This is a genomic window from Pseudomonas lactucae (assembly GCF_016937615.1).
GTDB classification, from domain to species: Bacteria; Pseudomonadota; Gammaproteobacteria; order Pseudomonadales; family Pseudomonadaceae; genus Aquipseudomonas; species Aquipseudomonas lactucae.
Map to the genome: position 1 here is coordinate 26,373 of NZ_JAFHKI010000048.1, position 24,730 is coordinate 51,102.

18 protein-coding genes and 3 pseudogenes are annotated in these 24,730 nt (G+C 62.5%); 9 read left to right on the forward strand and 12 right to left on the reverse strand.

The window, feature by feature from the left end; translation table 11 throughout:
• Nucleotides 1–191: 191 nt before the first annotated feature.
• From JWR98_RS09430 to JWR98_RS09445, 4 genes are all read left to right on the forward strand, one after another.
• Complete coding sequence (locus JWR98_RS09430) at nt 192–2,180, forward strand: alpha-1,4-glucan--maltose-1-phosphate maltosyltransferase (protein WP_205489834.1); 1,989 nt, start codon at nt 192–194, stop codon at nt 2,178–2,180.
• Nucleotides 2,181–2,267: 87 nt separating this feature from the next.
• On the forward strand, nt 2,268–5,615 hold the full coding sequence (treS, locus tag JWR98_RS09435; RefSeq protein WP_078733076.1) for a maltose alpha-D-glucosyltransferase: 3,348 nt from the start codon (nt 2,268–2,270) through the stop codon (nt 5,613–5,615).
• Complete coding sequence (gene glgB / locus JWR98_RS09440) at nt 5,612–7,849, forward strand: 1,4-alpha-glucan branching protein GlgB (protein ID WP_078733077.1); 2,238 nt, start codon at nt 5,612–5,614, stop codon at nt 7,847–7,849. The genes treS and glgB overlap by 4 nt, the downstream gene beginning before the upstream one ends.
• Before the next feature lie 51 nt (nt 7,850–7,900).
• Nucleotides 7,901–9,067: a GGDEF domain-containing protein gene (locus JWR98_RS09445; RefSeq protein WP_078733078.1), complete on the forward strand. Its 1,167-nt coding sequence runs from the start codon at nt 7,901–7,903 to the stop codon at nt 9,065–9,067.
• 27 nt (nt 9,068–9,094) lie between these two features.
• On the opposite strand, the pseudogene JWR98_RS09450 reads toward JWR98_RS09445, so the two are convergent.
• The 3 genes and pseudogenes from JWR98_RS09450 to JWR98_RS09460 all read right to left on the reverse strand — a co-directional run bounded on the left by JWR98_RS09450 (nt 9,095) and on the right by JWR98_RS09460 (nt 13,597).
• A pseudogene (locus tag JWR98_RS09450) lies at nt 9,095–11,280 on the reverse strand (ATP-binding protein).
• Between the two features lie 169 nt (nt 11,281–11,449).
• Nucleotides 11,450–12,301 (reverse strand): CAP domain-containing protein, encoded by an 852-nt coding sequence (locus JWR98_RS09455; protein WP_078733080.1) that lies wholly within the window; start codon nt 12,299–12,301, stop codon nt 11,450–11,452.
• A gap of 81 nt (nt 12,302–12,382) precedes the next feature.
• Nucleotides 12,383–13,597 (reverse strand): MFS transporter, encoded by a 1,215-nt coding sequence (locus JWR98_RS09460; protein ID WP_205489835.1) that lies wholly within the window; start codon nt 13,595–13,597, stop codon nt 12,383–12,385.
• 114 nt (nt 13,598–13,711) lie between these two features.
• Between JWR98_RS09460 and JWR98_RS09465 the strand changes: the two genes are divergently transcribed.
• Both JWR98_RS09465 and JWR98_RS09470 read left to right on the forward strand, forming a co-directional pair.
• The gene (locus JWR98_RS09465) at nt 13,712–14,614 is read left to right on the forward strand and encodes a LysR family transcriptional regulator (protein ID WP_205489837.1); all 903 of its coding nucleotides are present in this window, start codon (nt 13,712–13,714) and stop codon (nt 14,612–14,614) included.
• A 21-nt stretch (nt 14,615–14,635) separates the two neighbouring features.
• Nucleotides 14,636–15,313, forward strand: coding sequence for a GNAT family N-acetyltransferase (locus JWR98_RS09470; RefSeq protein WP_205489838.1), 678 nt, complete (start codon nt 14,636–14,638; stop codon nt 15,311–15,313).
• 84 nt (nt 15,314–15,397) lie between these two features.
• Here the strand turns inward: JWR98_RS09470 and JWR98_RS09475 are convergent, their stop codons facing one another.
• Nucleotides 15,398–16,012, reverse strand: coding sequence for a TetR/AcrR family transcriptional regulator (locus tag JWR98_RS09475; RefSeq protein ID WP_205489839.1), 615 nt, complete (start codon nt 16,010–16,012; stop codon nt 15,398–15,400).
• Nucleotides 16,013–16,081: 69 nt separating this feature from the next.
• Between JWR98_RS09475 and JWR98_RS09480 the strand changes: the two genes are divergently transcribed.
• Nucleotides 16,082–16,681, forward strand: a complete 600-nt coding sequence (locus JWR98_RS09480; protein WP_078733085.1) for an NAD(P)H-dependent oxidoreductase — start codon at nt 16,082–16,084, stop codon at nt 16,679–16,681.
• Between the two features lies 1 nt (nt 16,682).
• On the opposite strand, the gene JWR98_RS09485 is transcribed toward JWR98_RS09480, so the two are convergent.
• The 3 genes and pseudogenes from JWR98_RS09485 to JWR98_RS09495 all read right to left on the reverse strand — a co-directional run bounded on the left by JWR98_RS09485 (nt 16,683) and on the right by JWR98_RS09495 (nt 19,005).
• Nucleotides 16,683–17,072 (reverse strand): hypothetical protein, encoded by a 390-nt coding sequence (locus tag JWR98_RS09485; protein WP_003173703.1) that lies wholly within the window; start codon nt 17,070–17,072, stop codon nt 16,683–16,685.
• A 32-nt stretch (nt 17,073–17,104) separates the two neighbouring features.
• A pseudogene (locus tag JWR98_RS09490) lies at nt 17,105–18,360 on the reverse strand (3-phosphoshikimate 1-carboxyvinyltransferase).
• A gap of 90 nt (nt 18,361–18,450) precedes the next feature.
• Entirely contained in the window at nt 18,451–19,005 is a 555-nt protein-coding gene (locus tag JWR98_RS09495) for a UPF0149 family protein (RefSeq protein ID WP_078733087.1), read from the reverse strand.
• 160 nt (nt 19,006–19,165) lie between these two features.
• Here JWR98_RS09495 and JWR98_RS09500 point away from each other — a divergent pair, with 160 nt between their 5' ends.
• Together JWR98_RS09500 and nudC are read left to right on the forward strand one after the other, a co-directional pair.
• Nucleotides 19,166–19,978 (forward strand): crotonase/enoyl-CoA hydratase family protein, encoded by an 813-nt coding sequence (locus JWR98_RS09500; RefSeq protein WP_205489840.1) that lies wholly within the window; start codon nt 19,166–19,168, stop codon nt 19,976–19,978.
• A gap of 5 nt (nt 19,979–19,983) precedes the next feature.
• Nucleotides 19,984–20,817 carry an NAD(+) diphosphatase gene (nudC, locus tag JWR98_RS09505; RefSeq protein WP_078733089.1) on the forward strand — a complete coding sequence of 278 codons (834 nt, stop codon included), beginning with the start codon at nt 19,984–19,986 and terminating at the stop codon, nt 20,815–20,817.
• Here the strand turns inward: nudC and JWR98_RS09510 are convergent.
• From JWR98_RS09510 to JWR98_RS09530, 5 genes and pseudogenes are all read right to left on the reverse strand, one after another.
• On the reverse strand, nt 20,785–21,564 hold the full coding sequence (locus tag JWR98_RS09510; protein ID WP_078733090.1) for a TSUP family transporter: 780 nt from the start codon (nt 21,562–21,564) through the stop codon (nt 20,785–20,787). The two genes, nudC and JWR98_RS09510, sit on opposite strands and share 33 nt — an antisense overlap.
• Nucleotides 21,565–21,696: 132 nt before the next feature.
• Nucleotides 21,697–22,413 carry a phosphatidylcholine synthase gene (pcsA, locus tag JWR98_RS09515; protein WP_003173708.1) on the reverse strand — a complete coding sequence of 239 codons (717 nt, stop codon included), beginning with the start codon at nt 22,411–22,413 and terminating at the stop codon, nt 21,697–21,699.
• Nucleotides 22,414–22,561: 148 nt separating this feature from the next.
• Nucleotides 22,562–23,481 (reverse strand): annotated as a pseudogene (locus JWR98_RS09520) (class I SAM-dependent methyltransferase).
• 59 nt (nt 23,482–23,540) lie between these two features.
• A complete protein-coding gene (locus JWR98_RS09525) occupies nt 23,541–24,029 on the reverse strand; it encodes a DUF1289 domain-containing protein (RefSeq protein ID WP_042944623.1) in 489 nt (162 codons plus the stop codon).
• A 53-nt stretch (nt 24,030–24,082) separates the two neighbouring features.
• On the reverse strand, nt 24,083–24,730 hold a 648-nt coding region (locus tag JWR98_RS09530), incomplete at its 5' end, for a ribonucleotide-diphosphate reductase subunit beta (RefSeq protein WP_139271538.1).

The window sequence follows — 24,730 nt, forward strand, 5'->3', positions numbered from 1 at the left end:
CTTTGTGCTTTGCTCTAGCGGTGGACAACCGTGGGGAAGATTTGATTCCCGCTCAATGGCGGTATATCCATCTGAACTTTTGGTAACGGCCCAGGCTCGGACCTATAGCGGCCCGTTCAGGGAAATCGCGGCTGGCTGAAGCATTCGAATCAAGCAAAGAGCGTCCACAGGGCGTAAGGGGAAGATGCTCGATGACCGCTGAAACACAGGTTCCAGAAGATTCCTTATTGTCGTTGTCCCAGGCGCTGTTGCTGCCCAGGATTGCGATCGAAAGCACCATGCCGGTGATCGACGGCGGTGAATTTGCCGTCAAGGCCGTGGTTGGCCAGCGGCTCAACGTCACCAGCAAGGTGTTCGCCGATGGTCATGACAAGCTCGCCGTGCTCATCCGCTGGCGCCCGCTGCAGGACGAAAGCTGGCACAGCGTGGTGATGAACGACGTGGGCAACAACGGCTGGGAGGGGGCGTTTACCGTCACCGCCCAAGGCCCTCACGAATATTGCATCGAAGCCTGGATCGATACCTTCGCCAGCTTTTGCTACGAGCTGCGCAAGAAGCACGAGGCCGGCGTGCCGGTCAGCCTGGAATTGCAGGAGGGGCGCAGCCTGGTATTGCAGGCCGCCGAGCGCAGTGACAACGAGCTGCGCGACCGCCTGATGCTGTTGCACCACGAACTCTCCGGCCTGCTGGAAACCGAGCAGGTCGCGCTGTTCCTGCACGAAGACAGTGCACACTTGATGACCCAGGCCGACCACCGTGCCTATTTGAGCGTCAGCACGGTGTACCCTATCGACGTTGAACGCGAGCGCGCCCAATTCGCCAGCTGGTACGAGCTGTTTCCCCGCTCGATCACCGACGATCCCGCCCGCCATGGCACCTTCAACGATGTGCATGCCCGCCTGCCGATGATCCATGACATGGGCTTTGACGTGTTGTACTTCCCGCCGATTCATCCCATCGGCCGCAGCCACCGCAAGGGCAAGAACAACTCGCTGACCGCCGGCCCCGACGATCCCGGCAGCCCCTACGCGATTGGCAGCGAAGAGGGCGGTCACGGGGCGATCCATCCGCAATTGGGCAGCCGCGAAGACTTCCGTCGACTGGTCAAGGCCGCCGCCGATCATGGCCTGGAAATCGCCCTGGATTTCGCTATCCAGTGCTCCCAGGACCATCCGTGGCTCAAGCAGCACCCCGGCTGGTTCAACTGGCGCCCGGACGGCACCATCAAGTACGCGGAGAACCCGCCCAAGAAGTATCAGGATATCGTCAACGTCGATTTTTATGCCGCTGACGCCATTCCGAGTCTGTGGACCGAACTGCGCGACGTCGTGGTGGGCTGGGTGGAAGAGGGTGTGAAGACCTTTCGCGTCGACAACCCCCACACCAAGCCGCTACCGTTCTGGCAATGGCTGATCAGCGATGTGCGTGCCAAGTACCCGGAGGTGATCTTTCTCGCCGAGGCCTTCACCACACCGGCGATGATGGCGCGCCTGGGCAAGGTCGGTTATTCGCAGAGCTACACCTATTTCACCTGGCGCAATACCAAGGCCGAGCTGAGCGAGTATTTCACCCAGTTGAACCAGTCGCCTTGGCGTGAATGCTACCGACCGAACTTCTTCGTCAATACGCCGGACATCAACCCCGGCTTCCTGCACCAATCCGGCCGCGCGGGATTTTTGATCCGCGCCGCGCTGGCCACCATGGGCTCGGGCCTATGGGGCATGTATTCAGGCTTCGAGTTGTGCGAAGCGGCGCCGGTGCCGGGCAAAGAGGAGTACCTGGACTCGGAGAAATACGAGATCCGCCCTCGGGACTTCACGGCGCCGGGCAACATCATTGCCGAGATCGCCCAGCTCAACCGCATCCGCCGGCAGAACCCGGCGTTGCAGACGCACCTGGGGCTCAAGCTCTACAACGCCTGGAACGACAACATCCTGTATTTCGGCAAGCGCAGCGAGGACGGCGGCAATTTCATCCTGGTGGCGGTCAACCTCGACCCGTTCAACGCCCAGGAAGCGCACTTTGAACTGCCGCTGTGGGAGATGGGGCTGCCGGACGATGCCCAGACCCAGGGTGAAGACCTGATGAACGGCCACCGCTGGACCTGGTACGGCAAGACCCAGTGGACGCGGCTGGAGCCGCAGATGCCGTTTGGGATTTGGCGCATCACTGTTTCCTGAGTCTTGCGCAGAGCAAATGTGGGAGGAGCGGTGCCCCTCCCACATTGATCGCATTCCGTCTGCAGAATTTGTTTTCAGGAGTTTCCAATGGCGAAGAAACCCAAGGCTGCCACCTTTATCAAAGACCCGCTCTGGTACAAGGACGCGGTGATCTACCAGGTTCACGTCAAATCCTTTTTCGACTCCAACAATGACGGCATCGGCGACTTTCCCGGGTTGATCGCCAAGCTCGACTACATCGCCGACCTGGGTGTGAATACCATCTGGCTGTTGCCGTTCTATCCGTCGCCACGTCGCGATGACGGCTATGACATCGCCGAATACCGCGGCGTACATAGCGACTATGGGACCCTGGCCGACGCCAAGCGCTTTATCGCCGAAGCCCACAAGCGCGGGCTGCGAGTGATCACCGAACTGGTCATCAACCACACCTCCGACCAGCACCCCTGGTTCCAGCGTGCGCGCAAGGCCAAGCCTGGTTCGGCGGCACGGGATTTCTACGTGTGGTCCGATGACGACCAGAAATACGACGGCACCCGCATCATTTTCCTCGACACCGAAAAATCCAACTGGACCTGGGACCCGGTCGCCGGCCAATACTTCTGGCACCGTTTCTATTCCCACCAGCCCGACCTCAATTTCGATAACCCGCAGGTCATGAAGGCCGTGCTGTCGGTGATGCGCTACTGGCTGGACATGGGCATCGACGGTCTGCGCCTGGACGCGATTCCTTACCTGATCGAGCGCGACGGCACCCACAACGAAAACCTCCCCGAAACCCACGATGTGCTCAAGCAGATCCGTGCCGAGATCGACGCCAACTACCCGGACCGCATGCTGCTCGCCGAGGCCAACCAATGGCCGGAAGACACGCAAATGTACTTCGGTGACCGCAAGGGCGATGACGGTGACGAATGCCACATGGCCTTCCACTTCCCGTTGATGCCGCGCATGTACATGGCGCTGGCCCAGGAAGATCGCTTCCCGATCACCGACATCTTGCGCCAGACCCCGGAGATTCCCGCCAACTGCCAGTGGGCGATCTTCCTGCGCAACCACGATGAACTGACCCTGGAGATGGTCACCGACAAAGAGCGCGACTACCTGTGGAATTACTACGCCGCTGACCGCCGTGCGCGCATCAACCTGGGGATTCGCCGACGCCTGGCGCCGTTGCTGGAGCGCGACCGCCGCCGCGTGGAACTGCTCAATAGCTTGCTGCTGTCGATGCCGGGCACGCCGACCCTGTATTACGGTGATGAAATCGGCATGGGCGACAACATCTATCTGGGCGATCGCGACGGCGTGCGCACACCGATGCAGTGGTCGATCGACCGCAACGGCGGCTTTTCCCGTGCCGATCCGGCCAGCCTGGTGCTGCCGCCGATCATGGACCCGCTCTACGGTTACCAGTCGGTCAACGTCGAGACCCAGACCCAGGACCCGCACTCGTTGCTCAACTGGAACCGGCGGATGCTCGCGGTGCGCAAGCAATCCAAGGCATTCGGCAGGGGCAGCTTGAAGATGCTCTCGCCGACCAACCGTCGCATCCTGGCCTACACCCGCGAGTACACCGGCGAGGACGGGCACACCGAGATCATCCTGTGCGTGGCCAACGTGTCACGCAGTGCCCAGGCGGCCGAGCTGGACCTGTCGGCGTTTGCCGGCATGGTGCCGGTGGAGATGCTCGGCGGTAATGCCTTCCCACCCATTGGCCAGCTGAATTTTTTGCTGACCCTGGCACCGTACGGCTTCTACTGGTTTGTGTTGGCGGCGGAAAACCAGATGCCCAGCTGGCATGTGGAACCGGCGCAGAGCATTCCCGACTTCACCACATTGGTATTGAAAAAACGCATGGAAGAACTGCTCGAAGAACCTTGCCGCACCACCCTGGAGCACACGTCGTTGCCGGCCTGGCTGCCCAAGCGGCGCTGGTTTGCCGGCAAGGACACGGCCATCGACAGCGTGCGGATTGTCTACGGCGTACGGTTTGGCGACCCGCAGCATCCGGTCTTGCTCAGCGAGCTGGAGGTGAGCGCCGCCGGGCAGGTCAGTCGTTATCAGTTGCCGTTCGGCTTCCTGGCTGAAGACCAGTTCACCAGCGCCTTGCCCCAGCAATTGGCCCTGGCCCGCGTGCGGCGTACCCGCCAGGTCGGGCTGGTGACCGACGCCTTCAGCCTGGAGCACTTCGTTCGCGCGGTGATCCAGGGCCTGCAAGCCGGCACGGTATTGAACTCCAGCGACGGCGACCTGCGTTTTGAAGCCACGCCCCATCTGGCCAAGCTGCAACTGAGCGACGAGACGCCCGTGCGCTATTTGTCGGCCGAGCAGTCCAACAGTTCGGTGGTGGTGGGCGAAAGCCTGGTGCTCAAGTTGATCCGCAAAGTCAGTGCCGGCGTGCATCCGGAGCTTGAGATGAGTGCCTACCTGACCGCCGCCGATTACCCGAATATCTCGCCGCTGATGGGCGCGGTGATTCGCCACGACGGCGAGGGCGAGGACAACCTGCTGATGATTGCCCAGGGCTATCTCAGCAACCAGGGCGACGCGTGGAGCTGGACCCAGAACAACCTCGAACGCGCCATTCGCGACGAACTGGCCGAAGCCATCTCCGAGCAGGAGCAGCACTACAACGCCCTCGGCGAGCTGGCCGACTTTGCCGGCTTGCTCGGCCAGCGCCTGGGTGAAATGCACGGCGTGCTGGGCGCGCCTACCACCGACAAAGCCTTTGAGCCGCAAGTCACCACCCCCCAGGACACCCAGGCCTGGGCCAAGGATGTGGGCGCGCAGATCGACCGCGCGCTGCAATTGCTCAAGCAGCATCAAAACCAATTGAACCCGGCGGATCAGGCGCTGGTCAGTGAATTGTTGGCGCAGAAAAAAGCCATCGGTGCTCACGTCCAGGCGTTGGCGAAGGCCACGCTGGGCGGCTTGCGCATCCGCGTTCATGGAGACTTGCACCTGGGCCAGGTCCTGGTGGTGAAAGGCGACGCCTACCTGATCGACTTTGAAGGCGAACCGGCGCGGCCGCTGCATGAACGTCGCGGTAAGCACAGCCCCTATAAGGACGTGAGTGGCGTACTGCGCTCATTTGATTACGCAGCGGCCATGGCCCTGAATGTGCAGGCAGTGGATCAGTCGCCGCAAGCGGATGCCGCGCGCAAGCGCGTGACCGATCGCTACCTGAATGAAGCACGCCGAGCATTTATCCAGGCTTATCAAGCCGCTGCGTCTACACTGGCGCATGACTGGCAGGATGCCAAGGGCCAGGACGCTGCGCTGACGTTGTTCAGCCTGGAGAAGGCCGCGTACGAAGTGGCCTACGAGGCGGAGAATCGCCCGACCTGGTTGCCGGTGCCTTTGCAGGGCCTGCACGGCCTGTTGAGCGAACTGTTACCTAAATCCAAGCATGCACGCGGTGGGGAGACGTCATGAGTTTTACGCATAAAGAACCGCTGCAGCCCAAGTTGACTGCAATGCCGGCGTCCAAGGACGTCGAAGCGCTGGTGCGCGCCGAGCACCACGACCCGTTTTCGATCCTCGGGCCGCACGACGACGAGCAGGGCGGGCAGTTCATCCGCGCGTTCCTGCCGGAAGCCTTGAGTGTCCAGGTACTTGAGCGCGACAGCGGCGAGCCTTTCGGCAGCCTTGAGGCGACTCAGGTACCGGGCTTGTTTGTCGGGCATTTCAGTACGCGTCAAGCGTATTTGCTGAAGATCCAGTGGGCCGGCGGCGAGCAAATCACCGAAGACCCCTACAGTTTCAGCCAGCTGTTGCTGGGCGAGATGGACCTGTACCTGTTTGCCGAAGGCAATCACCGTGACTTGGGCAGTTGCCTGGGCGCGCAGGTGACCAGCGTCGACGGCGTGCAAGGCGTACGTTTTGCGGTATGGGCGCCGAACGCGCGGCGTGTGTCGGTAGTGGGCGACTTCAATATCTGGGACGGTCGCCGACATCCGATGCGCTTGCGCCACCCTTCGGGGGTGTGGGAAATCTTTATCCCGCGCCTGCAACCGGGCGCGGCGTACAAGTACGAAATACTCAGTGCCCACGGGATTCTGCCACTCAAGGCCGACCCGATGGCGCTGGCTACCCAGCTGCCGCCGGACACCGCCTCGAAAGTCGCCGCGCCGCTGCAGGTCGACTGGCAGGACCATGAATGGATGCAATCACGCGGCGATAAGCAGAAATCGACGGCACCGCTGTCGATCTACGAATTGCACGTCGGCTCCTGGCAGTGCGAGCTGGACGAGGCCGGTGAGGTCGCTCGCCACTATGGCTGGCGCGAACTGGCCGAGCGGCTGATTCCCTATGTGCAGCAATTGGGCTTCACCCATATCGAATTGATGCCGATCATGGAGCACCCGTTTGGTGGCTCGTGGGGCTATCAAGCCTTGTCGCAGTTCGCTCCCAGCGCGCGCTTTGGCTCGCCGGAAGATTTCGCCTACTTCGTTAACGCCTGTCATCAGGCCGATATCGGCGTGATTCTTGACTGGGTGCCGGCGCATTTCCCCACCGATACCCACGGCCTGGCGCAGTTCGACGGCACTGCGCTGTACGAATACGCCAACCCGCTGGAAGGCTTCCATCAGGACTGGGACACCCTGATCTACAACCTGGGCCGCACCGAAGTGCACGGCTTCATGCTGGCCTCGGCGTTGCACTGGCTCAAGCATTTCCATGTCGACGGCCTGCGCGTGGATGCAGTGGCCTCGATGCTGTACCGCGACTATTCGCGCAAGGCCGGCGAATGGGTGCCCAACCGCCACGGCGGGCGCGAGAACCTGGAAGCCATCGACTTCCTGCGCCACCTCAATGACGTGGTGGCCCTGGAAGCGCCGGGCGCGTTGGTGATCGCCGAGGAATCCACCGCCTGGCCTGGCGTCAGCCAGCCTACCCAACAGGGCGGCCTGGGTTTCAACTACAAATGGAACATGGGCTGGATGCACGATTCGTTGCACTACATCCAGCAAGATCCGGTGTACCGCGCCCATCACCATAATGAGCTGAGCTTCGGCCTGGTGTATGCCTGGTCCGAGCGTTTTATCCTGCCGATTTCCCACGATGAAGTGGTGCACGGCAAGCATTCGCTGATCGACAAGATGCCCGGCGACCGTTGGCAGAAGTTTGCCAACCTGCGTGCCTATCTGACGTTCATGTGGATGCATCCCGGCAAAAAGCTGCTGTTCATGGGCTGCGAGTTCGGCCAGTGGCGCGAATGGAATCACGACCAGCAGCTGGATTGGTACCTGTTGCAGTACCAGGAGCACCAGGGTGTGCAAAAACTGGTGGGCGACCTGAACCGGCTCTACCGCGAAGAACCCGCGTTGCACGAACAGGACGACGCGCCCCAGGGGTTCCAGTGGCTGATCGGCGATGACGCGATCAACAGCGTCTACGCCTGGCTGCGCTGGAGCAAGGACGGCAAACCGGTGCTGGTGGTGGCCAACTTCACCCCGGTACCGCGTGAAGCCTACGCCGTGGGGGTGCCGTTTGCCGGGCGCTGGAGCGAGGTGATCAACAGTGATGCGGACACCTATGCCGGCTCCAATTTCGGCAACGGTGGTGAAGTGTTCACCCAGGATGAGCCGCGCCACGGTCAGCCGGTGTCGTTGTCGCTGAATTTGCCGCCGTTGGGGGTGCTGATTCTGCGACCCGAAGCGCGTTAACGGCTCTACCGTGAGGGATTCGGTTGTCCACGGTGCTGGCAGGGTGCCACAATGGCGCCTTTGTCGTGGCAGTCGGATCAGGCGGATTTCATGAATGGCCTTGGGCGTGAGCAGGACCAGGATTGCTTTATAGAAGAGCAAGTGCGGACCGACCGTCTGCACCAGCTGTTCCGGCAGTCGTTTGCGGCCATTTTCGGCAGTTACATGGCCGCCGCCATGCTGTGTTGGCTGTGCTGGGACCGCTTCGACCACAGCGTCATGCTGGTCTGGCTGGTGCTGCTGGCGGCGTCTTCGCTGTTGCGGATCAAGATGTTCGTGGACTGGTTTCGCTGCCCCAACAGTGAACGTACCCCCGACCGCTGGGAGCGCCGCTACTGGATCACGCTGACGCTCTCGGCGGGTATCTGGGGCCTTGGTGCGTTTGCGGTGATGCCCACCGACGACCGTTTATCCCAGGTACTGGTGATGTTGTTCACCGTGGGCATGTCGGTGAGCGCGGTCTCGTGTTATTCGGCCTATCGCTGCATGACGCTGGCGTCCATCGCCCTGGTATTGCTGCCCTGTACGCTGTGGCTGCTGTTTCAGCCATCGCCGATGCAGGTGGGGGTGGCAATTGCGGTATTGGTGTTCAGTACCTTTGTGGTCAGCGCTACCCGCAAATTGTCCGATGCCCTGGAAAAAGCCTTTCGCCTGACCCGGCAAATGGAACATGCCCACAACATCTCGACCCGTGCCGCACAAACCGACGAGCTGACCGGCCTGATGAATCGCCGCGCGTTTTTCGAACATGCCCAGTTGTTATACGCACAGTGCCGCCATCACCAGCAACCGCTGTGTGCGTTGATGATGGACATGGACCATTTCAAGCAGATCAACGACACCTACGGCCATCAGGCCGGCGATCAAGTGTTGCGCCAGATTGGCGGGGTGATCAGCGCATCGTTTCGTAAGGCTGACATATATGGGCGATTGGGCGGCGAAGAGTTTGCCGTCCTGTTGCCCAACACTACGTTGGAAACCGCGCGAGAAATTGCGGAACAACTGATCAAGGCCATCTCCAGCCTGGTCTCCGACCCGGTGCACGGGCTGAGCGCCAGCCTCGGCGTGGCTTTCACCGATGCGGTGGATCAGGACCTGCACGGTTTGATGAACACGGCTGACAAAGCGCTGTACCGGGCCAAGGCCCAGGGCCGCAACCAGGTCGCGGTGGCGGAGTAGCAGCAAACTGGGCCACGATAGGGGTACTCAATCCTTGAGCATGGCCTTGATCAACACCCGCGAAACCTGCTCGGCGGAGTAGGGCTTGGCAAGAAACTCGAACCCTTCGTAGCCGCTGTCCGCCAGCTCGTCACTGTAGCCCGAGGTGAGCACCACGGGTAAATCCGCGCGGCGCTGGCGCAGCTGCCTGGCCATGGCCACGCCGTGATGCCGGGCATCACCACGTCCGAGAAAATCACATCGAACGCCATGGCGTCCTGGCCCGCGAGGGTCAGTGCCTGCTCGGCATCGGTGGCCCAGGTGGTCTGGTAGCCCAGGTCTTGCAGGATCTGGCTGGCAAACCGTCCGACTTCGAGGTTGTCCTCCACGATCAATACATGGCACTGGGCAGTGTCATGGGCCGGGACGGGGCTTTCCTGGGCGCTGTGCTGCGCGCAGGTCTGGGCCTCGACCTGCGGCAGGTACAAGGTGAACACGCTGCCCTGGCCGAGGGTGCTGGCCACGTCGATGTTGCCCCCGGATTGCTTGGCAAACCCGAACACCTGAGACAAGCCCAAGCCCGTGCCTTTACCCACGGCCTTGGTGGTAAAGAACGGCTCGAAAATCCGCTCGGCGGTTTCGGGCGCAATGCCCGGGCCGGTATCGGCCAGGGAGATGGCGATATGCGGCTGGCGTGACCCGGCGTCGCCACGGATGCCGGGCAGCGGCTGTTCGCCGGCAACCCGCAGCGTCAGCGTGCCCTGGCCACCCATCGCGTCGCGGGCATTGAGGGCGATGTTGATCAGTGCGGTTTCAAACTGGCTGGAGTCGACCCGTGCGAAGCAGGCGTGCGGCGGCAACTCGACCAGTACCCGAATACGCGCCCCGGTGACGCTTTCGAGCATCTCGCCGATATTCTGTACACGCTGGCCCACATCGAAAACTTCGGGGTTCAGGGGTTGGCGGCGGGCAAAGGCGAGCAGTTGGCTGGTCAACTTGCTGGCCCGCTCCACGGTGTCGGACACCGCGCTCATATAGCGCTGGCGGCGTTCTTCCGGCAGGCCCGGCTGGCGTAGAAAATCCACCGATGAGCGAATGATCGTCAGCAGGTTGTTGAAGTCGTGGGCCACGCCTCCGGTCAACTGGCCGATGGCTTCGAGCTTTTGCGACTGGCGCAGCGCGGCTTCGGCCTGGGCCAGCGCCACGGTGCGCTCTTCCACGCGCTGTTCCAGGGTCCTGTTCAGTTCGGCATAGGCGGCCAGGCCCTGGCGCACGTCGGCATCGGCGCGTACCCGCTCGATATGCGCCCAGGAACGCTCGGTGACCTCGCGCAACAAGGCCAGGTCGTAGGGCGACCAGGTGCGGGGTGATTTGTCATGCACGGCCATCAAGGCTGTCAGGCGACCGTTCTTGATCAGCGGCATGCAGAGGGTGGCGCTGACGCCCAGGGCCTGGAAACTGGCGGACTCCGCGACGGGTAATTCGCGCAGGTTATCGTGGATCACCAGCGGTTCGCCGGCCCGCAGGCAGGTGACGGCGCGCTCACCAAACGCGGCCAGGCTGTAGCGCCCGATAATGCTCGGCGAGCCCGGCGTGGTCCAATTGCCGCGAATGGTGAAACCGTCTTCGTCGGCGTCCATGTCGGCATAGGCGCAATTGCTCACTTGCAGGTGTTCGGTCAGCAGTCGGGTCGTGCTGGTCATCACCGCCTCGGCATCGGCGGCATTGACCACGGCGTTACCGATGGCATCCAGCACCGCCAGGCGCCGCGTGAGGAGTACCGTGGCGGTGGTTTCGGTGACGGTATCCAGCAGGCCGACCACGTTGCCCCGGGGGTCGCGGATCGGGCTGTAGCAGAAGGTGAAGTACGCCTGCTCACACGCCTGGCCGCGATCGATCACCAGCGGGAAGTTTTCGATATAGGTGGCGTGGCCCTGGAAGGCGGCGTCGGAAATGGGGCGGATGTCGTTCCACACCTCACTCCATATTTCGCTGAACGGACGGCCCAGCGCATAGGGTTTATTACCCAGGATCGGGATAAACGCGTCGTTGTACAGCGTGATCAACTGCGGGCCCCAGACGATCGCCTGGGGGAAGCTCGACGCAAAACACAGTGCCACGGTGGTCTTGAGCACATCCGGCCATTGCTCCGGCGGCCCCAGGGGCGTACTCGTCCAATCATGCTGACGCACACGCTCAGCCATGTCGCTGCTGCATTGCAGCCAATTCGTCATTGGGAGAACACCTTTAACCAGAGTCTACTGTGCGCCTTCTGTGTCTGGCGCAAAGCTACAGACCTGCCTGAACGCTGCCAGTTCAGCGCGATTATCGGCTGGATGGCAATTTGATGCTTCCTTGAATTGAGCAGGCCAGGCGCCGTGAGGTCGGGCGCCCGGCCAATGCTCATTGCGTGCCGAATAAACCGGTCCAGTAGATGCCCGCGTCACTCTTCGGGTCCATGGCATAGGCGGCGCCCAGTTCGCGAAACTGCGGGTTCATCAGGTTGGCGCAATGACCGGGGCTGGCGAGCCAACCGTCGACCACCTTGCGTGGGGTGTCCAGGCCGGCGGCGATGTTCTCGCCGATGTTCTTCGCGATGTACCCGGCCAACTCGGCGCGGTCGCCAGGGGTACGGCCATCGTGGTCCAGGTGGTCGAAGAAATTGCCGTTGGCCATGTTACGCGTGTGGCTGTTGGCGGCGCTGGCCAGGGTGTCGTTCCACGACAGCGGGGTGGTCGCGGTGAAGGGCTGCGGCCCGCATTGGCGGGGTTGGCTGCGGGCGGTATTGATCAGGTCGAGGAGTTTACGGCCTTCGGTCTGCCAGTCGCCCAGTCCGCTGGACAGCAGCGGGCGCGCCAGCACGATGCGCCAGTCCTGGCCACTGTTGCTCACGCCGATATCGACGAATTGCGGGTCGAGCACCACCCGGCAGAAGCTTTCGCGCACTGCTTTCATCGCCGCCTGGGCATCCCTGGGCCCGGACAGGCTGATGGCCTGCACATTCACCATCGGGTAGGCCGCGCGGGCCAGGGCCTGCTGCAAATCGCCGACGTTATTGGCCGGCAGCACCAGGCGCGTGTCGGCGGCCAGGGGTGGCAGCTCCTGGGAACCCTGGTCGCCGCAGCGTTGCACCTGGCTGCGGTATTGGTTGATCTGTTGTACCAACTGACTTTCTTCATTCGCCATCGCGCTGGCGCAGAACACCGTACTGGCGGCCAGCGTCGTAAGACCCATCATCAATGACAGAACGCGCATGGACGTTACCCTTGAGCTTGAAAGTGCTCATGATGCGCGATGTAACCCGGTCTGGCGCAACGCCTTTTTTGTTTTTTTGCCTCAACGGGTGTTCTGCGCGCCGTTCACGCCACGGTTTTGGCCCCATGCCAGCGCACTGGCGAGCATGATCAGGCACAGCGCCGCGGCGAAGGTTGTGTGCAGGCCATTAGCCACGGATTGCGGCGCGGCGTGGATGACGTCGGGGGTTACCCAGGCGAACACCGCGCCCAGGGCCGATGCGCCGAGAATCAGGCCGAGGTTGCGCGACAAGTTCAGCAGGCCGGAAACCGTGCCGCGCCGGCTCGCCTCGACCTCACTCATCACCGCTGTGTTATTGGCGGCCTGGAACAGGCTGTATCCCGTCGTCAGGACCATCAGCGCGCCCAGATAGACGATCAACCCCGAGGCCAGCGACAGCAGCAGGGCGCCACACAGCAGAATGCCCAGCCCGGCACGGGTCATGCGTTGGCTTCCAAGGCGGTCGGTGAGGCGGCCGGCGGGCACACCGGTGAGCGCGGCGACACACGGGCCGACGGCCATCGCCAGGCCCATCCATTCGGGCGACAAGCCCAGGCCGCGTGACAGATAAAACGGCCCGACCACAAAGGTGGCCATGATCACGGCGGCGACCAACGTGCTCATTGCCAGGCCTTTGCGTAGCGATGCGTCCTTGAGTGGCGACCAAAGACTCACCGAGCCGGCCGCCTGCAGGTAGTGTCGATCCGCTGGCAAGGCGCGCCAGGCCAGCACCACCGCCAGCAACCCCAGCGGCACTCCGGCCAGGAATAACGCGCGCCAGCCCCATAGACTGAGCAACAGGCCGCCCGCGCTGGGCCCCATGGCGGTGCCGACGGCCGACATCGTGCCGAGCAAGCCCATGACCCGGCCGATGCGTGCCTTGGTGACGGTATCGGCGACCAGGCCCAGGGTCATGGCCATCATGATTGCGGCACCCAGGCCTTGCAGGGTGCGCGCGGCGATCAGCGTATTAAGTGACGGCGCGCTGCCGCACAGCCAGCATGCCAGCGTGAACAGCAGCAACCCGCCGAGCAACAGCCGACGACGTCCCAGGCGATCACCCAGATTACCCGCGCTGACGATCACCGCCGTAATCGCCAGCAGGTAGGCCAGCACCACCCACTGCACCGCCTGAAAGGATGCGGCGAACGCCAGCGCCAGGCTGGGCAAGCCGACATTGGCAATACTGGTGCCGAGGGACGCCAGCAACATGGACAGCGACAGGCAGACGAGGCTGCCGCGTGGGGAGGAGGGCATGGGGGATTCCTTGGGTGAATGCGACTGTTACAACGCTACGGCGTGGCCTAACATGGCGCAAGGCGCATGGGTTGCACTCAATACCTGCATAAGACGCCTGCCAAGGAGCTACCGATGCCTGATCTGAATTTGCTGATCACCCTGGACGTTCTGCTCGCCGAAGGCAGCGTCGTCGGCGCGGCCAAACGCCTGGGACTGAGCCCTTCGGCCATGAGCCGAGCCCTGGCGCGCCTGCGCGACACCACTGGCGACCCCTTGCTGGTGCGCGCCGGGCGCGGCCTGGTGCCGACCCCACGGGCGGTGGCACTGCGCGAACAGGTCAGCCGTCTGGTGCAGGACGCTCACGGCGTACTGCGCCCGGCGCAAGCCCTGGACATGGGGCGGGTAGAGCGCACCTTCACCCTGCGTACCAGCGAAGAGTTCGTCGAACAGGTCGGCCCGATGCTGCTGGCGCGCATTGCCCGAGAGGCCCCCGGCGTACGTTTGCGCTTCATCAACAAGACCGACACGGACAGCGCCTGGCTGCGCGATGGCCGGGTGGACTTGGAAACCGGCGTGGTCGACCCCGTCGCCAGCCCGGAAATCCTGACCCAGGCGCTGTTTCGCGACCGCCTGATCGGCGTGGTGCGCAAGGGCCATCCCCTCAGCCAGGGCGAGATCAGCGCCCAGCGTTTTGCCGAGGGCCAGCACGTCTACGTTTCGCGGCGCGGCCAGGCGCGTGGTCAGATCGACGATGCGCTTGAGCGCCTGGGTTTCACGCGACAGATAGCCAGCATCGTCGCTGGCTTCTCCACGGCCGTTGCCCTGGCCCGTGGCACCGACCTGATCGCCAGCGTGCCCGAGCGCTACATCGCCGACCGGCGCGACCTGTACTGTTTTGACCTGCCGCTGATGCTGCCCGGCTTCACCGTGGCGATGCTCTGGCATCCACGGCTGGACGCAGACCTGGCGCACCGCTGGCTGCGTGGATGCTTGCGTGAGGTGTGCGGGCAACAGGTACAATCCCCGCTGCCTTGACGCGAAACCCCAGGAATTTGCATGTTCAGCCTTACCCGCTACACCACGCCGTGCCCCGAGCCCATTAATGCTCAGATCTTGCAAATGGTGGTGGACAACCTCACCGACATCAGCAGCGTGGCGCTGCCGCCAAGCAATCTGCTCTACAGCATCTATCAGTATGCGGTTGGCTTTGAAGTGCACCTGTACCTGGAAGCGCTGAATGGCGAGAAGGGCATTGCGGTCGAGCTGATCGTCGCCACCGATGCGCAGCAGGCCGACCAGGTCATCGGCTTCTTGCTGTGTCTGCCGGTGAAGGATGACCCCGAGGCGTGCGGCATCGCGTTCATGGCGGTGCAAGCCGGTCGCCGCCGCCAGGGTGTGGCGCGAGGAATGATGCAGGACGTGCTGGCGCGCTATCCCCATGCCGAACTGGCCTGCGCCATGGGAAAAGTCCCGGCTTTCGAGGCCATGGGCTTCCAGGTGCGCGGCGCGCGCGGCACCCAGGTACTGATGAACACCCGCGACTACGGCACCGATGGCTTGATGGGCGTGCTGGATGTGGCGCCGATCTACAGCTCCCTGGAAGTGCGGCAGATCCATACCTACCTGCTGCAAAGGCACGGCAAGCGCGCAATGATCGACGCGGAGAAACAGCGGGACCGGCATTTGGATCAGTTGACGCACAAGGTTCGATTGTTCCTGCAGTCTCAAGGCTGAGTGGTCGCGCTGCTAGCCAACCACTGCAGCCTCCCTGTGGAAGCTGCCAAGCTTTAGCGAGGCTGCGATAGCGGTGGGGGCAGGCTACGCAGTTGTGGCAGCCCGCCCGCGATTGACCATCGCCAGAATCGTCGCCAATAACTCTTGCTGCGCCTCTTCACGGCTGATTTCGCCGTTGGCCGCCGCGTGTGACAAGGCTTCCGCCGCGCCCAACATGGCGCGCAGGCCGGCTTGAGAGACGATGCCCGTGGGCGCGAAGGGCGCCAGCGCGTCGCGGCACTTGTCGAGGAAGATCACCTCGTATTTGCGCTTGAGGGTTTCCAGTTCCGGCGAGCCACTCAGTGCCGCGGTCACACCCGGAATTTCCCGGCCCTGTAACAACACGCAATCGACATAGGACGCGGCGATTACCCACGCGCGGTCTTCCAATGTCGCGCTGCTGGCATCGATAGCCTCGGCAAACACCTGGTTCTGACGCCCATCGAAATCTTCGTACAACGCAGCCAGCAACCCGGCACGGGTGACGAAATGGTCGTAGACCACCGGCTTGGTCACGCCCGCCAGTTCCGCCAGGCGGCCCAGGGTCAGGGCGTCCGTGCCTTCCTCGCGCACCAGTTGCCAGGCGACTTCCAACAATTGGCGCAGCCGATCTTCACGGGACAAACGACGACGCGGGGCAGGGGATTCGTTGCTTGACATGCTTATGTACCAAAAGTAACTTACTAATCGTAACTTGGTCCTAGCCTAAACCGAAAGGGAGTCAATGTCATGCACGCGCTCATCGTTGTTGCTCACCACGACCCGCAATCCCTCACTCACGCCATCGCGACGCAAGTCGCTGCCGGTCTCGGTGCGGCCGGCCATACTTATGAAATCGCCGACCTTGCCGCCGAAGGCTTCGACCCGCGCTACACCGTTGCCGACCACCGGGTGCACCGCAGCCGCGCCACGCCTCCCGCGGATGTTCTGGCCGAACAAGCGCGCCTCGACCGTGCCGACGCACTGGTGCTGGCGTTTCCCATCTACTGGTGGTCACTGCCGGGCCTGCTCAAGGGATGGATCGACCGCGTATTCGTCAACGGCTGGGCGATCGATTACGGCCCGGATACCCCGGTGGTGAAAAAGCTACGCCACATGCAGGTGCATCTGCTCGCCCTCGGCGCAGCGGACGACAGCGCCTTCGACCGCCACGGCTATGCCAAGGCAATGCGTACGCAGATCGACTACGGCATCTTTGATTACTGCGGGGCGCGGGTAGTGACGTCCGAGCTGTTGCTGGACTCCGAAAGCGGTGCGGCACAGGCGCATCTGCAAACGGCACATGCCGTGGGGCGGCGCCTGTTCGAGGCTGAAACGGTCGCCGGTTGATTCAACCGTCGCGAAACAGGTCGTGGGCATCCAGCAGGCGATAGGCAATTTCCGGGCGTTTCTCCAGGCCTCGGCGAATCGCCGCCGGAATCGATTGCCGGGTCTTGCGGCACATCCCCGGTAAGTCGTCGATGACGATCTGAATCCCGCGCATGCTCTTGACCTCTGTGTGGCCTGGGGCGATATGCACACGGATGCCCAATTGCTGGTACATCAGTTGTTGCAGGCGTTCGAGGTCTTGCAGGCTCTTGAGGTCTTCAAGCCGCTCGAGCAGGCGTTTTTCTTCCTGGCGGGTGAGGCTGAGGATACGCAGGTCGGCGCCGGGGGCCTCAAGTAACTGTTCGCGCTCGCAGACGCAGGCGCCGGGTGGGCAGGGTTGGCGAATTGTCATGTGCAGGCCCTCCCCAAACCGACGCGGCTGATTCAGTCGCTGAGCACGACCCCGAGACTGCCCAGGGCCTTCCAGTACCCCGGATAGGTCTTGGCCACGCAGTCAGGGTCCTGGATGCGAATGCCCGACACTTTCAGCCCGGCCAGGGCAAAGCACATGGCGATGCGGTGGTCGGCGTGGGTGTCGATCAGTGCGTTGCACGAGGTACCGGCCAGCGCTGGGTCGGCGGCCACCAGCAGGTCGTCGCCTTCGATGGTTGCCAACCCCGGACGATCGCATTCAGGCCGTCATGCAGGGCCTGTACGCGATCACACTCCTTGACCCGCAGGTTGGCCAGCTCGGTGAAGCGCACCGGCGTAGTGTTGAACGCGGCCAGCACCGCCAGGGTGGGAATGGCGTCCTGCATTTGCGAGCCGACCACCGTGGCCGGCATGTTCGGGAACTGCGCGATCACGGCCTGCGCCTTGGCGTCTGGCTGAGTGAAATCCTGCGCGGCCACGCCGATGTCGATATGACCACCGGTCAGCACTTCGGCGGCCCACAGGTAGGTGGCGGCGGAGGCGTCCGGCTCGATCAGGTAGTCATGGGCGGTGTAGCCGGTGGGTGCTACGCGCCAGGTGGTGTCGCTTACCTCGTCAACCTGCGCCCCGAAGGCACGCATGCAATCGAGGGTCAGGTCGACGTAGCCACGGGCACCGATGTCCTTGCCGGTCAGCGCCACTTCGATCGGCGCTTCACCGCACGCCGCCAGCATCAGCAAGGCCGAGACGTACTGGCTGGACAAACCGCCGTCGATCTCAAAGCGCCTGGCCTGGACCTTGCCCGCGCCGTGCACGGTCACCGGCGGGCAACCGGTCGGGCTGTCGACCTGGATACCGTTTTGACCGAGGGTAGCCAGCAGCGGGCCGATCGGACGCTTGCGCATATAGTCATCGCCATCGAGCACTACGGTGCCATCGACGGTCGCCACCGCCGCAGTGAGAAAACGCATGGCGGTGCCGGCATTGCCGAGGAACAGCGGCTGCGTCGGCAATTGCAGCTTGCCGGAACCGGTGACGACGAAGGTGGTGTCGTCCGGCTCATCGATGGTCACGCCCATTTGGCGCAGGGCCACCGACATGTGCCGGGTGTCATCGCTCTTGAGCGCGCCGCTCAGGCGGCTGGTGCCCTTGGCCAGGGCGGCCAGCAGCAGGGCGCGGTTGGTAATGGATTTGGAGCCGGGCGGTGCGACCTTGCCATTGAGGGGGAAATTGGGCGGTGTGACGGTCACGGTTTTCTGCGAACTCAAGGTACAAGGCTCCTGGTCAAGGCAAGGTGATACGGAGTGGCCGGCGGGCGGACCCGAATAATCGGCCAAAGGTGCGGTGCTTGTCGAGGTTTAGCGCTGGCTCAACCAGTAATCATGCAGCGCCCGCGCCGCCGGTTCGATCTCGCTGACGCGCTGTTGGTGGGCCTGCACGTCCAGGTCTGCGGGCAACTCGAAGTTGTCCTGTTCGGCGCACCAGGAAATTTTCTCGAACTGCGCGGCCAGTTCCACAGGCAGTTGCGGCCAATTGCCGATCGTTGCGCCACGGATGTAGCCAAAGCACCACTCTTCAGCCAGGGTCACGATTTGGTCTTGATGTTCGGTGTCATCGAAGCGTGCCTTGAAGTCTTGGGCGTTGTTGGCCAATTGTGCCGCCAGGGTGTTGATGTGGCGTACGCACAGCTCGAGGAAACGCTGTGCTTGGTCCATGCTTTCCCATTCCGGGTTCTGCCCGCCCCAGATGGCCGGGAACCATTCGGCGATATCCACTTGCGTCGGGCTCGACACCAGCGCGGTGAAGTAACCGTCGAGTTCGGCCAGGTTCAGCACCGAATGATCATCGCCGTACTTGAGCAGGGTGTCTTCGATAAGCTCGAAATCGGCGGGGGTGAGGGGTTGGGCGTGCATGGCATTTCCTTAAAACGTCGAGCGCCGCGGGCGGGGCGGCTTAAAGCGCCAAGGATGGCGCCTGGCAGGATTTTTTGCCAGTCCCGCTTTTGGCCGATGCGCCGTCCTGCACCCTTGTTATAGTTCGGGCCTTATCACTCGCCAGCCAGGGATCACTGCCATGTCCGAATACCAAGCTTTCGTCGTCGAACTCACCGGCAACGTTGCCCATGTGCAGATCAATCGCCCGGAAAAAATCAACGCGATGAACGCGGCGTTCTGGACCGAGATCATCGACATTTTCCAATGGGTCGACGACACCGACGCGGTGCGTGCGGTGGTGCTCAGCGGTGCCGGCAAGCATTTCTCGTCGGGCATTGACTTGATGATGCTGGCGTCGGTGGCCAATGAATTCGGCAAGGATGTGGGGCGCAATGCCCGCCTGTTGCGACGCAAGATTCTAGAGTTGCAAGCCTCATTCAACGCTGTCGACAACTGCCGCAAGCCGGTACTGGCGGCGATCCACGGCTATTGCATCGGTGGCGCCATCGACCTGATCAGCGCCTGTGACATGCGCTACGCCGCCGAGGGTGCGCAGTTCTCTATCAAGGAAATCGACATCGGCATGGCCGCCGACGTCGGCACCCTGCAACGGCTGCCGCGCATCGTTGGCGACGGCATGCTGCGCGAACTGGCTTATACCGGCCGCCAGTTCGGTGCCGAAGAAGCCCGCAGCATCGGCCTGGTCAATCGGGTCTATGCCGATCACGAAAGCCTGTTGGCCGGGGTCATGGAGATTGCCGCTGAAATCGCCGCCAAGTCGCCGATTGCCGTCACCGGCACCAAGGCCATGATCAGCTACATGCGTGACCATACGGTCAATGATGGTCTGGAATACGTTGCCACCTGGAACTCGGCTATGTTGCAATCCAACGACCTGCGCGTGGCCATCACGGCCCATATGAGCAAGCAGAAACCCGACTTCGTGGATTGACTGACATGACCCCAGGCTGGATTACCACAACGCTGCTGGACAACGACACCCCCGGCGGCTGGGCCGTCGCCCGCAGCCGCGACGGCTTTTTGCATGATACCAACGGCCCGCTGTTCCCCCGCGAATGGCTCAAGCGCCAGGACCTGCCGGTGTTCGCCGAACACGGCATCGGCCACCTCGACGGCGAACCGGTGTACTTGCTGGAACTCGACGCCGCCAGCGAGGTGCCGGGGTGCAGCTGGCAGGGCCTGCGCGGCTTCATGCTGCAGGGCGATCACGCGTTGTACAAAGTGTTGGGGTACGCGGCGCAGATCGGCACCTGGGCGCGTGAGCATCGGTTCTGCGGCAGTTGCGGCCAGGCCATGGTCCAGGTTGCCCGGGAACGCGCCATGTATTGCCAGCCCTGCGACCTGCGCAGCTACCCGCGTATTTCGCCGAGCATGATCGTGCTGGTCACCCGTGGCGATGAGATCCTGCTGGCGCGCTCGCCGCGTTTTGTCACCGGCGTGTACAGCACGTTGGCGGGGTTTGCCGAGCCGGGCGAGTCGGCCGAGGACTGCCTGATCCGCGAAGTGCGCGAGGAAGTGCAGGTGGAGGTCAAGAACATCCAGTACATGGGCAGCCAATGCTGGCCGTTCCCCCATTCGATGATGCTGGGCTTTCATGCCGAATACGCCGGTGGCGATATCGTGCCTCAGGCCGATGAGATCGAGGACGCGCAATGGTTCAACATCCATGACCTGCCGCCGTTGCCGGCGTCACGTTCGATTGCGCGCTACCTGATCGACCTCTACCTGGCCCGCCGCTTAGGCCACGCTGAACCAGTGCTGCCAGGCTAGGCGCACCGTCAGGCCGAGGACCACGGTGATAAACACCGGGCGAATGAATTTGGCGCCGCCGCTGATCGCGCTGCGCGCGCCAAAGAACGCCCCACACATCACCGACACGCCCATGGCGAGGCCGACGATCCAGTCCACCGAACCGTTGAAGATAAACACCGACAGGGCCGCCGCGTTGCTGACGAAGTTCATGCTGCGCGCCACGCCGCTGGCTTTGACCAGGTCGATGGGGTAGAGCAGCATCGTGCTCACCGTCCAGAACGCCCCGGTGCCGGGGCCGGCCACACCATCATAGAAACCCAGGCCGAAGCCCTGGGTGGCTTGCCATTTTTTCTTGATCGGCGCGTCAGCGTCCAATGGCGCTTTGGGCGTACCGCCAAACAGCAGGTAGACGCCGCAGGCGAAGACGATCACCGGCAGCATCTTGTTCAGGGTTTCGGCGGGCAGGTAGTGCGCCACCACAGCACCGACGAGCGCGCCGACCAGCGTACCGACGATGGCATGCACCCATTGACGCGGGTGGAACAGCTTGCGGCGGTAGAAGGTAAAGCTGGCGGTGGCCGAGCCGAAGGTGGAGCTGAGTTTGTTGGTGCCCAGCACCAGGTGCGGCGGCATGCCGGCGGTGAGCAGGGCAGGCGTGGTCAGCAGGCCGCCACCGCCGGCGATGGCGTCGATGAAACCGGCAATAAAGGCCACGACGGCGAGAATGGCGAGGGTGGTGAGGTCAACGCTGAGTTCGAAGGGCATGGGATGGGCTTATGATTGGCGGGGCTGCTGAGGGGCGCCATCTTACCTTCCGAATGTAAGAGATCCAAATGTGGGAGGGGCGGTGCGACGATTCGACTTGCTCCCTCCCACATTTGACCTGTGTTCACTGGGTTATTTGTGGGTGCCCAACCATTCCAGCGCCGTGCGCCACACGCAAATCCCCAGAAAATACGCCGACATCAGCGACCACAACCCGAACGTCCACGGGTTGGTATTCGGGTAATCGACCACCATCAGAAAGCTGCACAGCAGCCAGATCGTGGTTACCGCGATATTGATCGGCATAAAGCGCTTGACCCGAAACGGGTGCAGGAACTTCATCGGCGTGACGGTCAGCAGCGCCAGGCCGATCACGGTCAGCAGCGTCACCCAGGCCTCTGGCTGGATGATGTACACGCACAGGGCGACCACATTCCAGGCGGCGGGGAAGCCGACGAAGTAGTTGTCCTTGCTCTTCATGTTCACGTTGCAGAAGCAGAACAATGACGACACCAGGATCACCGACACGGTGAACAGGTGGGTGAACTCCGGCAGGTCGATGTAGCGGTAGATAAACAGTGCGGGAATGAACACATAGGTGAGGTAGTCGATCACCAGGTCCAGCACCGAGCCGTCAAAGCTGGGCAAGACCGTGCTGACATTCACCCGTCGCGCCAGGGAACCGTCGACGCCGTCCACCACCAGCGCCAGGCCCAGCCAGAGCAGGCAGGCTTTGGGTGAGTTCTCCAGCAACGCCAGGGTGGCCAAAAAAGCCAGGACCACGCCGGTGGCGGTAAAGCCGTGGGCGCCCCAGGCTTTTATTCTGGCTACATGCAGGGTCGATATCACGGGCGGTTCTCCAAAAGGTCAAACGGGGCAGCCGACGGCGTAACGCGGTCGAGTCTGGCCGGGGAATGCAGGTATCGACCGGGAAGGGGGGCATAAGGTTCACCGCCCGGCGTATCGCTTAGCGTAGCAAGCGTAGGACGTTTCGGCATCACCCTTGGCGGAATACCAGCGCCTTCAAGCCACTTTGCGCGTCAATATCTGGAAATTCCGGCGGGTTTTTCAGGCGCTCGACAAAGCGCAGGCCCGGCGCTTCGCGGGTCACACCGTCGATCAGGAAGTCTTCGCCATAGGCCGGGTCGTTCATGCACGCGAGCACCGTGCCCTGCGGCGACAACAAATCCGGCAGGCGGCGCAGCACGCGCTGGTAGTCCTTGGTCAGCAAAAAGCTGCCTTTCTGGAAGGACGGCGGGTCGATGATCACCAGGTCATACGGACCGCGTGGGTCACCTTGGCCCAGGACTTGAACAGGTCGTGGCCCAGAAACGTCACCTTGCTCAGGTCATGACCGTTGAGGCGATGGTTGTCGCGACCACGGCTCAGGGCGCCACGGGCCATGTCCAGGTTCACCACATGCTCGGCACCGCCTTCGATGGCCGCCACCGAGAACCCGCAGGTGTAGGCAAACAGGTTGAGTACGTGCTGACCTTTGGCCTGCTCGCGCACCCAATTGCGTCCATAGCGCATGTCGAGGAACAGGCCGCTGTTCTGTTTTTTGCCCAGGTCGATCAGATAGCGCAGGCCGCCTTCGGTGATGGTCAGCTCGTCGATGGCGTCTCCCACCAGCCACTCGGTGGTGCTTTGCGGCAGGTAGCGGTGTTGCAGGGCCACGGTATGGGCGCCGAAGCGCGCCCAGTCGAACTGCAACAATTGCTGCTTCAAGGCTTGCAGGTGTTCGGTTTCCTTGAACAGGGCCACCAGCACGACGCCTTGCAGCCAGTCCACCGTCAACTGCTCCAGCCCTGGCCAGCAGCGACCACGGCCGTGGAACAGGCGCCGGGTTTCAGTCGGGGCGCTGGCCAGGGCGTTGAGCAGGTGGGTGTGCAGGGTAGCGAGTGCGTCTGGGTTCATCGTTGAGCGTCAGTCGTTGAGCGGGCGGCATTTTAAACACAATCGAGCGCGGTTGTTGCTCAGAGCGTGGCGATCAAGGCTGGCCCAAAGGACTCACGCAGAAAACCAGGTGCGATGTACCGCTCGTAATGCGCTTCGGAGAGCAGGAAGAACTCCCGATCAATCGCGTCGCGCAGGTCTGTGAGGTTGCGCTCGCGAAACTCCGGCAACAGCGCCAACCCATAGGCATCCAGCTTGGAAATCACCCGTGCGCCCCTGGCAATCAACTGGTAGGCCCAGCAATACGGCGACTGGTGCGGCACAAAGCGAATCTTGCGGTCTTCCAGTTGCTGGCGCAGGCGTTGCGGGTCGAAGACTTCCAGCTTGCTGGCCATGACCTGCACCAGCAATTGCTCAAGGCGCAGCCACACCGCCTGTTTTTCTTCGGCGTTGTAGCCATTCCACTGGATCACTTCATGGTGATAACGCTTGCAGCCGCGGCAGACCAGGTCACCGTAAACGGTGGAGCAGAGGCCGACGCACGGCGTCTTGATGGTTTGGTTGGGCATAAGGGCAATGTGCAAAGTTTATGGAACACCGCGTTCCCAATGTGGGATGCTGATCAATCCCAGCTCAGCGCGCCGCCGGTCTGGTACTCGATCACACGGGTCTCGAAGAAGTTTTTCTCTTTCTTCAAGTCCATGATCTCGCTCATCCACGGGAACGGGTTGGTGGTCCCTGGGTACTCTTCCTTAAGACCAATCTGCGACAACCGACGGTTAGCAATGAACTTGAGGTAATCCTCCATCATCGCCGCATTCATCCCCAGAACCCCACGCGGCATGGTATCCCGCGCATATTCAATCTCCAGCTGCGTGCCCTGCAGAATCATCTGGGTCGCTTCTTCCTTCATCTCGGCATCCCACAAGTGTGGGTTTTCGATTTTGATCTGGTTGATCACGTCGATACCGAAGTTCAGGTGCATCGACTCGTCACGCAGGATGTACTGGAACTGCTCGGCCACGCCGGTCATTTTGTTGCGGCGGCCCATGGAGAGGATCTGGGTGAAGCCGCAATAGAAGAAGATGCCTTCCAGCACGCAGTAGTAGGCGACCAGGTTGCGCAGCAGTTCCTTGTCGGTGTCGACGGTGCCGGTTTCGAACTTCGGATCGGAGATCGAACGGGTGTATTTCAGGCCCCAAGCCGCTTTCTTCGCGACGGATGGGATCTCGTGGTACATGTTGAAGATTTCGCCTTCATCCATGGCCAG